We start from the raw sequence: 16081 nt of genomic DNA, 5'->3' as shown, positions 1-16081 counted from the left end.
AGTGATTGGTACGGTGGTGACTGTGAACGGTAATACCTTCACAGTGACTGCAGCGGATCTAGTGAATGGCTATATCACAGCAGCAGTTGCAGTCTTGGCTGATGGCTCATTAGCGATTCATGCAGAAGCAGTCGATGCACAGGGCAATATTGATAGCGCTAATTCATCAATCAATATTGATACTACACCTCCAGATATCAACACTGCTGCGATTGCCATTGATTTAATTACTGGTGACAATGTTCTCGATGCAATTGAAGCATCTGGTCAGGTAACGATTACAGGTACATTGACGATTCCAGCTGATGCGGTAACGACTACAGTTCAAGTAACTGTAAATGGCATAGATTACACTGCAAATGTTGATTTGCTTACCAATACATGGAGTATTGGGGTACCAGGTGGTCAACTTGCGCTAGATGCTGATTTGACTATCCAAGCAACAGCAACCTTTACCGATGCGGTTGGTAATAGTAGCAATCTTCAAGGGACGCAAACTTATACACTTGCTAGCAGCTCTATTATTGCCTATGACAACTTTGATACGGCAGTTCTTGCTCCACAGCCATTGTTAATTTCAGATGATGCTGCGCTCGGTAGTAAAACATATTTAGCACTTGTTTCACTGTTAGGACTTAATTTACAGCTAGGTTCTGATGGCGTTGGTTTTACTGTTGGAGCGAATCAAGAAGGTAATGCAACATTTACCTACAGCGCACTCATCGGTGTGAATGCACTGGCGGATTACTCACTCGTGGTTCAGAAATTAGATCCAGTGAGCGGTCAATGGACTTCGGTATATGGCGGTGGTCAAGCCGATATTATTAAACTCACGCTATTAGGTTCTACTCCTGGTGTCACTATTGATGGTCTTGAGGAAGGACAATATCGTGCGTTTATGGCTTATACCGGTGTGGCAGGTATCGGTTTACTAGGTACTTTAACAGGTACAATGGATATCTATGATACGACGCAAATTGGTGGATTCTATACAGAAACTGCCACTGGTAATGTGATTTCAGATATTAATGATAGTGGTCAGGTCGATGTGGTCACACCAACAACTGTTATTCATACAGTCAATAATCAAGCTGTATTAGCAGATGGTACTGTGATTACTGGTACCTATGGTACTTTGGTCATTAATCTTGATGGTTCATATGTCTATACACCGAACTCAGCTGCGGCAGGGATTGGCCAAGTCGATCACTTTACCTATGTCTTAAGAGATTCAGCAACGGGTGATCTAGCTCAAGCGACATTGAACATCCAATTAAGCTCTGTGAAAGCAGCAGATAACCTTGCTGTCGCAGAAATTAATCCAGAAGCCTTGTTGGTTGCCGATGATGTTGCACTAGGTAGTGCAAGTTATCTAGCCGCAGTTTCTCTGGCTGGATTGAACTTACAATTGTTAGGTAATGCCACAATTGCCTTTAATGTCGATGCAGATCGTGAACGTACAGCAACATTCACCTTCAGTGGTTTACTCACTGCAAATGTCTTAAGTGATTATTCACTGGTTGTTCAAAAATACGATGCAACGACAGGACAATGGGTCTCTATCGGAGGCACTAATCCACAGGCGACATTGGTTGATCTATCCCTCATTGGCGGGGTGGCAACTGCTGTGATTGAAGGTCTGGAAGCAGGTCAATATCGTGCCTTTGTCGGTTATGAAGGCTTGTTGGGTGTTGGCTTAGGTGGAACATTAACAGGTACAATGGATGTTTATAATCCATATGTGATCGCTGGATATTCAGTTGATCCTATCTCTGGTAACGTCATTAAAGATGTTGGTCTAAATGGTGCTGTTGATGCAGCAAGTCACAATGCCATTATCTCAATGGTGAATAGTGATCTAGTAAGTGCAACAGGTACAACGACCGTTGTAGGTACTTATGGTACTTTGGTCATTGATCAACATGGTAACTATACCTACACACCAAATGCCAATGGATTAAATCTTGGTAAAGTTGATGAATTTACCTATACCTTAAAAGATCCAGCGACAGGTAATACTTCACAAGCTGTTCTATATGTTCACTTGGATAGTAGTGGTGTCGATATGACTTGGAATCCAGCAGATCCATCTCAACCTGCTGTGATTACTGGTCCAGTACCTGTAGATGCAATGGATAACGTTGCGTCAGCTGAGATTGATCTGGTTTATCCAACGACTACTCAGTTCTTTGATAATGCAATCAGCTACAACTGGTTACTCGGTGTCGGTGGTATTGTGATCGGAACCAAAGAGGGTACAGCAACCTTCACAGTTGCCCCTGGACATGTCACTGAAGCAATCTTTGCTGTGAACTTCGGTTCAGTTGCGACGGTTGTCGATGGTTTACATGTGGTGTTAACCCGAGTTAATCCAGACGGTACGCGCACTGTAGTTGCGGATAGCTCGAATGCTGGTTTACTTGATTTACTCGGTATCTTTGGTTCTGAAGTGAAATTCAAAGTGGATAATCTGGGTGCGGGTACTTATGAGTTGTTTATGGAGAGTAATACACTTCTTACAGCGCTTGGTAACGTCACTGCTGATATCACCTTGAATCATGGAGACATTACTCAAGTACCGACGTTGGTGGTAGATCCAATCACAGGTAATGTGCTTGCAGATAATAATTCAGGTGTGTATGGCCCTGGCTATACCCCAGACTATATTACGACCACAACGGTTGTGACTTCGGTGACAGCTGAAAATGGTAATACAGCGGGTGTAAGCACAGGCTTAGCGACGGTTATTGTCGGTGCATACGGTACCTTAACCATTAACTCAGATGGTAGCTATAGTTATCAAGCGACCGCGAATACTCTGAATATTGGTAAAGTAGATAGCTTTACTTATACCGTGGTGGACCCAGTCACAGGTAGAACAGATACAGCAAACTTACATATCCAAATTGGTTCGCCAGATGTGGATATTAATTGGAATATTGCTAACCCTGGCGCAGATGCTGTTATCCCTGCACCAGTAGCAAATGCAGACACCAATGATGCAACGATTAGTATGAAGCCAGTCACTGATGCGGCTGTCGATGTAGCAAGTGGTAACGTGACCATCGGTAATTTAGCTGGTTTCCCTCCACTTCCTGTATTGAGTAGTACGGTTACATCGAACCAATTTGTTATTGCTGCCAATACCGTGAATGATGTACATGTACAATTGAACTATACAGCATCATTGAGTATATCTGTCCTTCCAACAGCTGGATATACGATTCAACAACTGGTCGGTGCGACATGGGTAAATACAGTTTATTCGGGTTCAGCGACAGCTTTGGCTGGTATTTTAGGTGCTCCAGCATATTCGGCTGATGTACCTCATTTATCTGAGGGGACTTATAGAGTTGTTTTCAGTCTATCTAGTCTTCTTCCTATTGGTGCAGTAACACTTGATTCTGTAGTGACAACCAAAGCAACACACTTGAATACTTATACACCAGACAGCTTAACAGATTGGATTCACGGAAATATCTTGTTAGGCGATACAACTGGTGGAGTGGCAGATACCAAAGATGCTTCTCAGTTGTTGGTTGAAGTCTCACCGGGCAATTACCAAATTGCAGCAGGTCAAGCGATTAATACGGGTGAAGGTACATTGTATCTTTACAATGATGGTTCGTATTACTACAAAGCACTTGATAGTGCAGCGAATGCAACCTTTGACTCAATTAACTACAAACTGGTCTCTGTGACTGGTGCTGAGTCTACCAGCACATTAACCATTAACTTAAGTCAAGAGTTGAATAGCCTTGCAGTCAGTACTTCTGCAAATGATACCTTCACGCTCGGTAATGGCTCGGATACCTTGATTTATAACACTTTGACAGCTGCAAGCGTTAACAGTGCAACTGGTGGTAATGGTTTCGATACATGGACTGACTTCCATGTGGGTAATGTGGCGACCGATAGTCAAGCTGATAAGATTGATCTAAGTAATTTATTACTTGGTGATCCAACCAGCTTAACCATAGGTCTATATGTTTCGGTTAACTATGATGCGGCAACTCAAAATGCCACGATTAGTGTAGATCGTGATGGTTTAGGTCTCACTTATTCAAGTACACAGTTGTTGACACTTCATGTGGATGAACCAACTGCTTCATTAACGTTGAATGATTTGTTGAATAATGGACAAATCATTTACTAATCCAGATCCTTTCCTTTAAAAAAGAGAACCTTCGGGTTCTCTTTTTCATTTTGTGAAGGACGCAAAAATATGTGATATGGTGTGTAAAACACTTAAAAATTCTAAAAATTGAAGATATGAGTATTACAACGATTTCAGCACTTGAACAATTGACGCATTTGTTGAGTGAGCAATTTTTTAAGCAGGTACAGCCGCATATTGATGTGTCTAAAGCGGTGATTTTCTGTTCCTATGGAGAACACACACAACGTTGCCAAGTCTGGAATTCAGCCTGCTCAGATTTTGCTGATATTCAACAACAACTATTTGATTTTCTTGAGCAGCAACTTGCTGTCGTTGAACGACCTCCTGCCTTTCTGAAATTTGATGTTGCTTTTAATATCCAACAAGAAAGTTGGCAAAACCTTGAACAGACTTTAAAAAACCAATTTCATAATAATCATTACCGTAAAGGAATCAGTTTTGATGCAGATTTTAACTGTTGCTTCTTGGAGCAAGAGTTATACGGTAAAGCCATTATTCGTGCGCTGAGCTATAACAGCCCTAATTTTCTTGATGAGAAAAACTTAAATAGTAGCCTTTTAAGAAAATATCAGAATCAGCAACACAACATCAAAATTAAAGAACTTCAACAGCTGTGGACTTTTGATACTTATGCTGTGATTTATGAAGCAGGGCAGTTGATTCCTTTACACAGTCAGTTCACTGAAAATGGCGTGCGTTATCTACTGGAACCTAAAAAACAGCATTTTAAAAAAATGATTGCAGGGAATGCGCAATTTCTCTATCAGCAAATCCAAAGTGATGGTCGATTCGCGTATGGCTTTTTTCCTGCCTATGATCGTGAAATCCGCAGCTATAACACGGTTCGGCATTGTACTTCGGTCTATGCATTGCTTGAAACTTTAGCAATTCAATCACATCAGTCCTTTATCGAAAAAATTCAGTTGGCGATTGATTATGCTTTGCAGCATTTTTACATCGAGAAACAGACGAACTTGGCCTATATGCTGGATGGCAATGAAGCCACTGGTCTAGATGAAATCAAGTTAGGTGCCAATGCCGCCGCAATTTTAATGCTCACAAAGTATGAGGAAATCACAGGGGATCAGTGCTATTTGGAGCACGCACAGGCCTTAGCCAATGGAGTTTTATCGCTGGTCAATGATGCAGGTGAAACCACACATGTACTGCATTACCCAAGCTATGAGATTAAAGAGAAATTCCGCATCATTTATTATGATGGCGAAGCAGCCTTGGCCTTATTACGTCTTTATCAACTTCATGCAGAGCAAAAATTACTGCAAACCGTTAAATGCATGTTTGAACGATTCATAGAAAAAAAATATGATCGTTATCACGATCACTGGCTGAGTTACTGCAGCAATGAACTGACCAAAATTTGCCCCGAAGAAAAATATTTCCAGTTTGGTCTGAATAATTATTTAAGGCATCTGGTGTTTATCCGTAACCGTAAAACGGCCTATGCCACCTTGTTGGAAATGATGATGGCAGCCTACCAAATGGTTCTTCGGATTCGAGCACTAGGTTTAGAGCATGTGTTTGAAAAGGCACAGTTCGACGATTTAAAAAAGCTGATTGAGTTTCGGGCTGAGTTTCAACGCACAGGATTTTTTTATCCAGAAGTGGCCATGTATATGGCACGGCCAGATAAAGTATTGAATGCTTTCTATGTACGGCATGATCGTTTCCGTGTACGGATTGATGACCAAGAACATAATCTTTCAGGTTATGTTGCTTATGTTCAGCATTTTGAAACGGAAGTTTGAGGGTGAAATTGATGAGTACACCTCAAGAAATCAAAATCATCAGCCAGATAGGCAATGAAAACTTCCAACATGCCATTTGGCAGACAGAAATTTCAGGGGATTGTTCAGCTTGGATTTTATTATATTTGGCTTTAGAGGCGGTGGTTGAAGGTCGGTTATTACTTGAAGATGGGATAATTATTGATGCGAATTTCCAAGCGAAGCAAAGTGATCAGCCTGATTTGATCTGGAATTCAAGCAATTCCGTTTTACAGTTATTGCAGTATCTCAGTTTTAGCCCAAACAATGCTGCACAACAGCTGCTGGGTTGCCACCTGTTTGGAAATTGGCAACAGGCAGAAATTGAAATCGCCAGTAAGGCAGAGCAGTTTGGATTGAACATTCAGTATCAATCTGTTGCGACCAAAAATACCCTGCAAAAACTCTATGGTTTGGCTGAATCCATCTTTAATCTGCCGATCGAATTGCTGAAGCAGATTTTTGTAAAAGTACTCAAGATCAATGGGCAGGAGATTGCTCCGATCCATTCATTATCTAGCTGTACACAACTGGATGCAGTGATTTATTTGACAGATCAACGTCGAGATAACTTTTTTTCTTATCGTCATGAAAATCAGAGCTTAGGTATTTTTCTACTATTAGATCAGCTACATCGAATTGATCATTTAGCCCCGTATTATCATTATTTTCAACAAGGGCTATTGCCAACTAAACAGCTGCAAGCCAAAACTGAATGGATCAATATTCTTGGCGATACTTATTTGGGTGAGTTCTATACCGAAAAAAGAAAAAACAAAGGCATAGAGGATGCTTTGCAACGTTATGGTTATCGCCATTCTTTTGAAGCAATTAAATATTTTTTTGGCGCCGATGATATTAATATTGCTAATTTAGAAGCGGTTTTTAATCTTGAAGAAAATTCAATTTTAGCAGGAAGAAAAGACTATATTTTAGGGGCAAAAGCTCAGGAAACCTTAGCTGAATTTAAACGTATTCATATCAATACCTTATGTTTGGCCAATAATCATTTAAAAGATTATGGTGAAGCCAGCCTAAAACATACTTTAAGTCAGTTAGAGCGTGCCAATATTGATTTTATTGGGGCAGGTGAGAATCAACAACAGGCACATCAATGTCTAGAAATTAAAAATGATCAGGGGCAATGCTTGGCTATTTTTAATGGCTATTGGCATAGAAGAGCTGCCTATCAGGAGTATGATTTTTATGCACTCGGTAACAGTGCTGGGGTAGCCTGTCTCAATGCGATTTTATTCGAACAGCTGATGCAATACCGTTTGGCACATCCAACCCATAAAATTATGGTGATTTGTCATTGGGGTGTGGATTTTAAATCGATTCATCCTGAGCAAGAAAAACTGGCCAAGGTCCTGACTCAGATTGGGGTTGATGTGGTGATTGGCCATGGTGCTCATACCCTGCAACCAATTCAATCCATTCATCAAAAGCCAGTCATCTTTGGCATTGGCAATGGGGTATTTAATAGCAATGGTCATTTTGAAAAATATCAGGCCTTACCCTACGGGGCTGTGGTACGCATCAATTTAAAAGAATCCCGATTAAAACTGTATCCGATTTATACCCATAATCAGAAAACCTTTTGGCAACCGCATAGTGTTGATGAACTACAATTTGAACAAGCAAAAACCTTATTGACCCATCAATTAGACCCCAAAAATTACAGTGTGGGGCTGGATGATTTAGGCCATTATCTGCAGTTCAACTTTTAAGGATATTGGTTGTAATTGTTGAGCATGATATTCAGCTGTTCTTTGTTAAATCCCAGATTACGTAAACCACCACTGCCTAAGCGACAATCATAACTGCTCATAATGTTGGTCGGTGTGGTCTTGGTCGCTTTAGGTGAACAAACATGGCTGAGACCGAAGGCGTGTCCCATTTCATGGATACTGGCAGCTTGAGTTTGGTAATTCAGCCGTTGCCAATCAATCAAAATAAATGGTTGTCCCTGATTGCGGAATCCCCAACTGGTGATATCTGCATCTTTTAATTTTTCGCCATAAGAATCATAAATAATAAACAGCACTTCCTTGCTCTTTCGGCGAGGGAAGCAAGTTCTGACCGCACTTGGCAGATTGTCTGGAACAATTGCTTTCGCTTGGCTTAATTGGTTGGCGAGATCACATTTGCGTTTACTAAAATCTTGATAGGAATAATAACGATGAATTTTAAACTTAAAGATTTTTTGATTATTTTCATCGACAAAGTATTGGTTCAAGATTGCCAGTTCTTTATACATTTGTGCTTTACGATCTAGGTGATGCGCGCCGAGATAATTTCGCTAAAATTTCGAGATAAATGGCGCTCATCATAGTTTCATACAATGAAAATAAATTTCAAAAACTCTACTTTAACTCAGACCAGATTAGAAGACCGTCAACACCAATAACTTTATATTCAGCTCCAGCTGGAATCTCTCCATGCAGTGTAGTAACGATGTAACCACCGGGTCCCACATCACAATTCGCTTGTGCGATTGCTTCATCATTAACTACAAGTTTAGCTGGGCCACTACGATCATTAATCTTCACAGCAATATTGACTGCAATTGCTCGGTTTCTAAGGTTCTTATATGGAGTGTTTGGAACTCTATCAGATACAACACTCATCGATACCCAAGACTGATTGTATCCAAGCGGAAGCGGTATTGCCTCTAAAACAAGTAACCGTTCATGTAGTGCTGTGTCCGCATTGCCACGTGCCGTTGCTTCATTATTAATTCCATTTTGCAATGCCATGTCTGCATTGGATCTGATATTAGCTTCGCTGTTAATGTTTGTCTGAAGTACGTTGTCAGCTGCTATACGTTGAGCTTTCTCTGTATCAAGTTTTTGCTGTACAGCATCAGCTAAATCTAGAATGTCTTGGTTAGTTGCTAATAATTGAAATAACTGATCACGCTGCCCTGAGTTCAAGGTGTGTCCATTCTTCTCAATGATTGCACATAGCTCTTCCTGAATGTGATTGAGCCAATCTGGTGTCAAGTATGTAGCATCTTGCCCAGAGATATCATTATTGTCATGAAAGCCAGTTTTTCCAGCTCCATTGACATTCGGACGTGCATTTACACTATCAATTCGTTTCATTAGATCACCTCGATGTCATAGCGAATGTACGCTGGTAAATAGTTTTCGATAATGCAGTTAATGTCAGCATTAACAGGTGCTTTTAGCTTGAGTTTGACTTTATAGCGAAGCACGTCGGTATTGACTGGAGAAGTGCAAGGTGCAGTACATTGCATCGGTTTATAGTTCACCAGTTCAAGTAAAGTGATGCCGAATTGCGCCAAAAGCTCTTTGACATACAAACGATTTAAGACGTTTTTCTTGTCGATTACCCACTTCAGAGTCTGCATCCGTTCTTGCACGGTCTTAGCAGCATTTACAGTACATTTAAGAGGTAAACCATAGTCACGCTCATATTCAGGCAGCAACTCAACAGGAATATCAGTAATGACATTGAGTAAACGTTTTGCGTCTAGATCGGCCTGAGCAAATGCCAGTGCATGTGCATATATGTCCTTTGCTAATGTTGTTTTAGCTGAAGTGTCATAAACGCCAGCTGGCAACAGTTGGCGTAAAACCAAGGCATATAAGTTTGCAGACTCTTGTAAATTCATCATGTGCCTCGCGTAACATTTAAAGAGCCGAGTCTTAGCCAACCTGTATGAAATACATCAAGTGTCGGTGCGACGTTATGATTCGGTGTCAATACAAGGTCAGTCACACCCACCAAACTTAAAATACGGGCAAATAATTGACTATATGAATACTCAGCCACAGGCTTTAATTCAGCCATGTAGTTTTTAATTGTTGTCTTAACTAAATCAAGATCAACAGTACCTGTCACCACCGCAGATATATCAATGAACTCCTTGTCAGGCATGTAAGCCACTGAATCAAAGTAGTGATCTGAAATACTGTCCAAAAGTGCTTGCACCTCGGCAACCTGAGTTGTGGTCGGTAGCATTGGTGGATTGCCTTTAACTGTAAATGCAATATCTACTGAGCCAAGGCCACGACGCTTTTTATAGATATAAATGTCTTTGACGTATGAAAAGTTTTTAACAGCTTCTTCCAAGTCGGCAGAACGATCACGAAAATAACCCAAGCGTTTACGCTCAAGCATTCGAGTGCGCCAATCTTCGAGTTCTTCACCATCCACACCACCATTAATAGAGACTTCCGTTGCTACGCCACTTAGACCAGCTTGCGGACTCACCCACAATAAAGAGCCTGTGAAGTTCCAGCTTGCACCGATCTGCTCAGCCACAACCTCGATGGTTTTTGGTGTATTTGCAGTTAGCTCTGTTGTTACTACAACAAGCCAGAAGTGACCTTTACCATCAGTCAATTTGCTACCAGCTGGAATGGTTAAAGTGATATTAGATGAAGCAGTTACTTGACCTGAAGCCAGCGAACCACCCAAACGTGGTACGCCTAGTACCTCAGCATGGATATAAAGATAAGGCTCATCTGCTGTTTCAACAAAAAGCTGCTTTTGTATATAGCTTTGATGATGATACAAGCCTTCAACCACAGCGGCTTCGCCATCAGCACGGATCGCAGCATCAGAGTCATCTGGTGCTGTGATACCTGTTGAATTTCTAATTTCTTGGATGATCAGATTACGAATCTGATCGAAGTCTTTAATCGGATAAGCCATATCAACCGCCTACTGGAACAAAATAAGGAATCGTCTGCTTTTCACCAGTTAATCGCGTAATTTCAATATTTAATTCGATACGGCTTTTAACTTTTTGAGTTGCAGAAACCACAAGCGATTGCAGGCGCTCAGGGACTAAGTCTGCTAAGGCTTCTTCAGCGTACTGTCGAACTGTTTGCAGCATACGAGGCACATCTTTAGAGCGACGCAATGTATAAAAGCGGCTACCTTGATCTGGATTTGCCCAATATCGACGTCGGCGCATATTCAAACGAAAATAAACGGATTGAACGACATCATCACCAAAAGCATCATTGAGACTACTAAGCACATAGTCTTTTGTTTCTAAATTAATATTGCCCATGTTCATCACTCCATTGGTTCAGATGGCGGTGGACTGTTGCCATGTGTATGTGGGTTATATGCGTCACGCATTGCTTGCATTGAGCTGGTTTTGTCTGTGATCTCAGCTTTAGATTTAATGTCTTTTTCAACGGTTAAACCGCCTTCAACAATTTCAACGTCACCAACCATTTTTATGCCGTTTTTATGCAACAAGACTTGATGACCAAATTGGTCATAAATACAGGTTTCTCCTTCAGCCACGTTGACAACCACTGCACCTCCAGTGGTTGCAATCACTACGGATTTCGCGGTTTTTCCCTGAAGCGGAATAACAACAACTTTTGCATCTGTAGGGATGTAAGAGCTGAAGCCGACCTGTTGAATGAGTTCAACTTCATTGAGTGTTTCATCAGTTAATCCTTTGACTTGCAGTAACTTAGAGCTGCCGCGAGCAATAATTCCCAAGATTGGGAAGCGCAATTGACCAATGGCTTTTCTAATTGAGGCAGCTGTAATCATTGCTGTTCTCCCAGAGTTGATGCCTTGGCTTTCTTGCTGCGTTTTTTCTTGGGTTGTTGTTCTTTATAGATCAGCGGCTGCGCCCAATCGCCTTGGCGCTTGAGGTTTAAGCGCGTGGTTTTCCCTTCAGCACGCGAAAGCTTTAATGTACGGCCATGAACCGCCCACTTTGCAGTGGCACGACTTAATGCATTTGTCTCGAGATTCACATACCAGCCAGCACGCCAAACTTTGCCGTCAATAACCCAATCATTCACTGTGGCTGTAAGGCTATAGGCTTCCAGATCGTTGTCTTTTTTAATTTTTAACAGCGCAGCTTCAGCTTCAGCTTGTGTTTCTACATCGCCTAAAGTAATGATTTTGAGTCGATTAAATTTGTACTGAGTTTGCGCTGTGGTTTGTGCTAGTAGGCTTTGCGCCTCGGAGTCTTGGCTCAATATCTTTAGATCAGTAAAAACATTAGACACATCATTGTCATACTGAAGACTAAGCACGTTATTTTCGTTATTAAGTGGCTTAATCAAGCGTAATGACTCTTGCACCTGATAGGGGTTTGCAAACGGATCACCAATGCTGAGCATACCATCTGGCTCAAACCAAACATGCTGGCCAGTGACCTGAGCTGCTTTAATAATCGCATCCCAAAGCGCCTCGCTTGGCTCAACAGATACTTTATTCTTCAGCCAGCTATTATTTTGAATACGCACATCATGAATGACTGTTCCAAAATCACCAGCCAACACATAACGCTTCAGTAATTCCTCTAAAGTAACTTGACGACCATTAAAGATTGGAACCGAGCAATCGATTAACTGACCAGCCAAGTCACGGCCAGAAATTTCCAAACCATAACCATCACGATTGACAGCTTCAGAAATACGGTCAGCAATACCTGTTAAAACAATCTCATCACCATAGAAAAGCTGGACTCTCGCAGCACCTTGTACGCTGTCAGGTAATGCCTGACCACCTTGGCGAAATAAAGTTAAATTCCAGCTATCGGCTGGAGTATCAATCTGACTGTCACAACTGACATTGTCCCAAGTATTGATTTCAATATCACCAATCACTAGCCGAATCGCTTTGCCCGAATTATCTTGCATAGATTGTCAACTCCATGCCGATCTGAAGTACTGCTGGATTAATCAAATCAGGATTTAAACGACGGATCTCTTCAGCACGATCAATGTCGCCATAGAGCGCATGAGCCAAATAATGCAAGGTGCAAGGCACTAAAATTGTGGTCTTTGTAATCGGTGGACGTACTTCTATCAGTTCTTGAATCTGCAAGTGAATCTGGTCAGCAACATCCTTAAAAACCTCAATTTGATGCACGGCTTCAAAGCCAAGCCCCAAACCTGTATTTGTTGATTCAGCAGCTTGTTTTCGCTCTAAATTGATCGCTTGTTGTATCTTGATGCGGTTTTGCTGACGAATAATTGCAAGGTCAACTGGTGTAAAGCTGACTTGCTTATTTTCTGACATTTCCTTGCGTACTGAAGCCACAACTTGCTGTGTGATTGCAACCGTGCTTGCAATTTGAGTTGCTCGCCATGTTTGCTTCAGCTCAGGCAAATCATCATCATTTTGAAAAAGCATTTCAAAACGCTGTACACGCTTAAACAGATCTCGCCATTTAGAAATGGCGGAAATTCTGGTATCAAAGGTTGCCAAGCGTGTAACGTCATCAACCAGACCAACAATTGCATCGACAGGCGATAATGCTGATTCAATAGCGCTCTTGACCATGCCAAGGTATTGACGTGCTGCATCTACACCATTGCTAATATTGTTGACGACATTAAAAAACTTGTTTGGATTAGTTTTTTCTAGCTTTTCAAGTGCGGCTTCCAAAGCAGACGCTGGAGTATCTGAAATTGCATTGGTATCAATGGTGGTAGGTGTAGCAACTGGAATAAATAAAGGGCGTTCTTTGTCTTCAGCTTGAATAAAATCAATCGAGATTTTGCAGCTATCAACGTCTTCAGCGCCATGCACAATATTGTAATTTTCAGCATTGACTTGCATCACCCCATGAATCGGATGAATCAGTTCACCCGATCCAGTGGCAACCAAAGCAGCCCAAAGCGCATCCATCTCATTTTTATAGTTTTCACCAGCAAAAACCGCCTCAATATTGATTTTGAGAGGATTGTTGCCCATGTCTTCAACAAAGGCTTTATTTGAATATGGTGCTTGCTTGATCGCTAGAGATTTAGAGCCAGCTTCATTGGTAGTGGTACATTCAAAATGTACACCCCGAAAACTCGCATCCTGTAAATCATCTTTCCAGCCCATAACAATAAACCTCACTTTTGTGAGGTTTATTGTGCAAAAACATGCTGCGCTATATTAGGCGGAAAGGCTTCCATTTATTTTTGACCGTATGTGAGCAAATCTACACCATGTCGTTTTTGTTCAGTCTGAGTATGTTGTGTGATTTGTTCCATTAATCCACCGCTACCCATATTGAACACAGGCTTGTTTTGCTGAGTTACCGAAATCAAAGAATTAAGCTTCCCAATCATATCTCTACTAATCTGATTTTGCTCATCCATTTTTTTATTCTGCTCTTCTAAAGCCGCTTGCTGTTCTTTGCTTTTTTCCATTGCCATTTCGAAAAAGTCTGGGCGGTCTTCAGATGCACCAAAGAAACTTGCAATTTTTCCATAAAAGAAGTCATCCATAGGTTTAAAAGCTTCAAAGCCTAAATAACCAGCGGCAGCGACTCCAGCAGTTTTTAATGCGTTGGATGCAACAGAACCACCATTAGGCGCAGGCGGTAATGGTGGAATATTACGTCCGTTCCGCATTGCTAAAGCAGCAATACCACCAGCTGCACCAACAGCGGTTAACCCCACCACAGCAGCAGAAGCAGCAGCAGCGACATCTATATTTGATGCTGCATAATCAGCCAGTCCTTGTTTTAAATCACCCAACCAGCCAGAGATACCATTATAGTTTTCAACACGGGCATTAAATCTTGCCGTATCAAAAGAGCTGTCTTTCCCGTATTCCTGAGCTGCTTGGCGCTCATGCGACATTTGAACTGCACCGACAGAATCATTGACGCCATTCTCCACATACTCTTTGAATCCGCCTTTTTCCATATTCATGGTGATACCCATGAACGCCATCAAAGCTTGTTTATTATGGAAAATCTTACCGATCTCAGACTGGGCAGCAATCTGAGTTGCTGCCTGTACATTTTCTAAATAGAGCGCATTATCACCAGTCGACATTGCTTTTTGCGCTTTGTCTCGGTACTCCCGATATAAAGTGCTTTTCTCCATTTGTCGATTCATCAAAAGTGCAGCCGCTTCAACTTCGCCCACACCTTTTTCACGCATATTGGCCGCATAGGTTGTCCAGTCAAAACCTTTGCGCTTCTTACTCACACCATAAGCCGCAATCGGATCACCTTCATCGACTTTGATGTGTTTAGCAAAAGATAGCCCCAAGTGATATTGACTGAATGAACCAAGCAAATCAGATAAATTGACTGCTGCACCTTCAGCTGTACCAGCGGTCTTTTTGCTGAGCTGCATCATGACAAGTAAGTCTTTATAACCATTCTCACCAATATAACCAGCGTTCTTGCCTTGAGTGAGAAGGTCTGGCATATATCGCGCCATGTCTCTTAATTCAAACGAACCGAGCTGTCCAGCTTTCATTGCCTGATCATTGGCTCTATCTAAATTAGTGAGTCCAAAGTTACGCTGAGCAACTGCCATTAAGGCAATATCATTTGAATCAGCACCACTTGCAAATGCAGTGCGGCTGACTTGCAGCATGACATCTTTTAATTCTTTAAAGTCATAGACGTTGGATGCAGTAAGTGTATTTAACGCTTGTACCATTTGCTGCGGAGTAGCGCCACCAACGACAGTGGAATTACGAACAAAACCCTCCATTTCTGCGACTTTGCTATTGAACTCACTAATCGGCATTTTTTCACCAGCGAGCACAGTATCTGTCGCCAATGAAATCTGCTTCATGTATTCGCGTGGGTCTTTTAGATAATTAGAACCAATCATTCCAGCTGCATAAGTACCGCCAGCAACAGCCGCAGCTGTCCCAAAGGCATTACCGCCAACACCTCTGGTTGCGTCCCGTTGAGCATTACCAGCTTGCTTTAACTGTTGACGCAGACGTTCAGCTTCACGTACTTGTTGACGTAATGAATTGATTTGTACTTGATAAGAGCGTTCTTGCTGTCTTAGCTGCTGGCTGATTAAGCTTGATGAGCGTTGTTGTTGCTGTAGCAACTGTGCAAGCAAACGATTGGTTTGCAACATGGTTTGACCAGTGCGCAACTGTTGTTGCCCATAGCGTCCGCCTTGCTGGACAGAAGCATTGATGCTGTTTTGGGTGCGTAAAATTTGATTAAGATTATTCTTTTGCTGCTGTTGACCTTGATTGATATTCAAGTTCAGACGTTGCATCTGTTGCTGAGCTTGTTGACCAACAATCTGCAACCGCAGTTGAACTGTACTTGTTGTCATTGGCACACTCGCTTAGTTGAAACATATGTTTTTGAGGTGGGTGGTGATGCTGCATGAGTTTG

General features: G+C 41.7%; 11 protein-coding genes and 1 pseudogene. 3 read left to right on the top strand and 9 right to left on the bottom strand.

All coding sequences use genetic code 11. The features are described from left to right. From WA352_RS10365 to WA352_RS10355, 3 genes are all read left to right on the top strand, one after another. Positions 1 to 4156 (top strand): beta strand repeat-containing protein (locus WA352_RS10365; protein WP_336142483.1); only part of this gene is annotated, 4156 nt, incomplete at its 5' end. A 116-nt stretch (positions 4157 to 4272) separates the two neighbouring features. Further along, positions 4273 to 5946 carry a poly alpha-glucosyltransferase gene (locus WA352_RS10360; RefSeq protein WP_336142481.1) on the top strand — a complete coding sequence of 558 codons (1674 nt, stop codon included), beginning with the start codon at positions 4273 to 4275 and terminating at the stop codon, positions 5944 to 5946. An 11-nt stretch (positions 5947 to 5957) separates the two neighbouring features. Beyond that, a complete protein-coding gene (locus WA352_RS10355) occupies positions 5958 to 7694 on the top strand; it encodes a CapA family protein (RefSeq protein WP_336142479.1) in 1737 nt (578 codons plus the stop codon). On the opposite strand, the pseudogene WA352_RS10350 reads toward WA352_RS10355, so the two are convergent. The 9 genes and pseudogenes from WA352_RS10350 to WA352_RS10310 form a co-directional block, all read right to left on the bottom strand. Further along, positions 7691 to 8242: pseudogene (locus WA352_RS10350) on the bottom strand (metalloprotease); the annotation flags it as partial. The gene WA352_RS10355 and the pseudogene WA352_RS10350 sit on opposite strands and share 4 nt — an antisense overlap. An 88-nt stretch (positions 8243 to 8330) precedes the next feature. Then, entirely contained in the window at positions 8331 to 9071 is a 741-nt protein-coding gene (locus WA352_RS10345) for a hypothetical protein (protein WP_241304950.1), read from the bottom strand. Then, positions 9071 to 9604, bottom strand: coding sequence for a YmfQ family protein (locus tag WA352_RS10340; RefSeq protein WP_241305164.1), 534 nt, complete (start codon positions 9602 to 9604; stop codon positions 9071 to 9073). The genes WA352_RS10345 and WA352_RS10340 overlap by 1 nt, the downstream gene beginning before the upstream one ends. Beyond that, complete coding sequence (locus WA352_RS10335; RefSeq protein WP_241304952.1) at positions 9604 to 10650, bottom strand: baseplate J/gp47 family protein; 1047 nt, start codon at positions 10648 to 10650, stop codon at positions 9604 to 9606. Before WA352_RS10335 ends, WA352_RS10340 begins: the two co-directional genes overlap by 1 nt. Position 10651: 1 nt before the next feature. Continuing rightward, positions 10652 to 11014 carry a phage GP46 family protein gene (locus WA352_RS10330; RefSeq protein ID WP_336142477.1) on the bottom strand — a complete coding sequence of 121 codons (363 nt, stop codon included), beginning with the start codon at positions 11012 to 11014 and terminating at the stop codon, positions 10652 to 10654. Positions 11015 to 11019: 5 nt separating this feature from the next. Beyond that, positions 11020 to 11514, bottom strand: a complete 495-nt coding sequence (locus WA352_RS10325) for a phage baseplate assembly protein domain-containing protein (protein WP_336142476.1) — start codon at positions 11512 to 11514, stop codon at positions 11020 to 11022. Continuing rightward, positions 11511 to 12617 (bottom strand): phage baseplate assembly protein, encoded by a 1107-nt coding sequence (locus tag WA352_RS10320; protein WP_336142474.1) that lies wholly within the window; start codon positions 12615 to 12617, stop codon positions 11511 to 11513. The genes WA352_RS10325 and WA352_RS10320 overlap by 4 nt, the downstream gene beginning before the upstream one ends. Continuing rightward, positions 12607 to 13812 carry a DNA circularization protein gene (locus WA352_RS10315; RefSeq protein WP_336142472.1) on the bottom strand — a complete coding sequence of 402 codons (1206 nt, stop codon included), beginning with the start codon at positions 13810 to 13812 and terminating at the stop codon, positions 12607 to 12609. Before WA352_RS10315 ends, WA352_RS10320 begins: the two co-directional genes overlap by 11 nt. A gap of 74 nt (positions 13813 to 13886) precedes the next feature. After that, positions 13887 to 16019: a phage tail tape measure protein gene (locus tag WA352_RS10310; protein ID WP_336142470.1), complete on the bottom strand. Its 2133-nt coding sequence runs from the start codon at positions 16017 to 16019 to the stop codon at positions 13887 to 13889. Positions 16020 to 16081 lie beyond the last annotated feature (62 nt).

The organism is Acinetobacter sp. 102, from assembly GCF_037028485.1.
GTDB lineage: Bacteria > Pseudomonadota > Gammaproteobacteria > Pseudomonadales > Moraxellaceae > Acinetobacter > Acinetobacter higginsii.
This window is presented reverse-complemented; position numbering and strand designations above follow the sequence as displayed.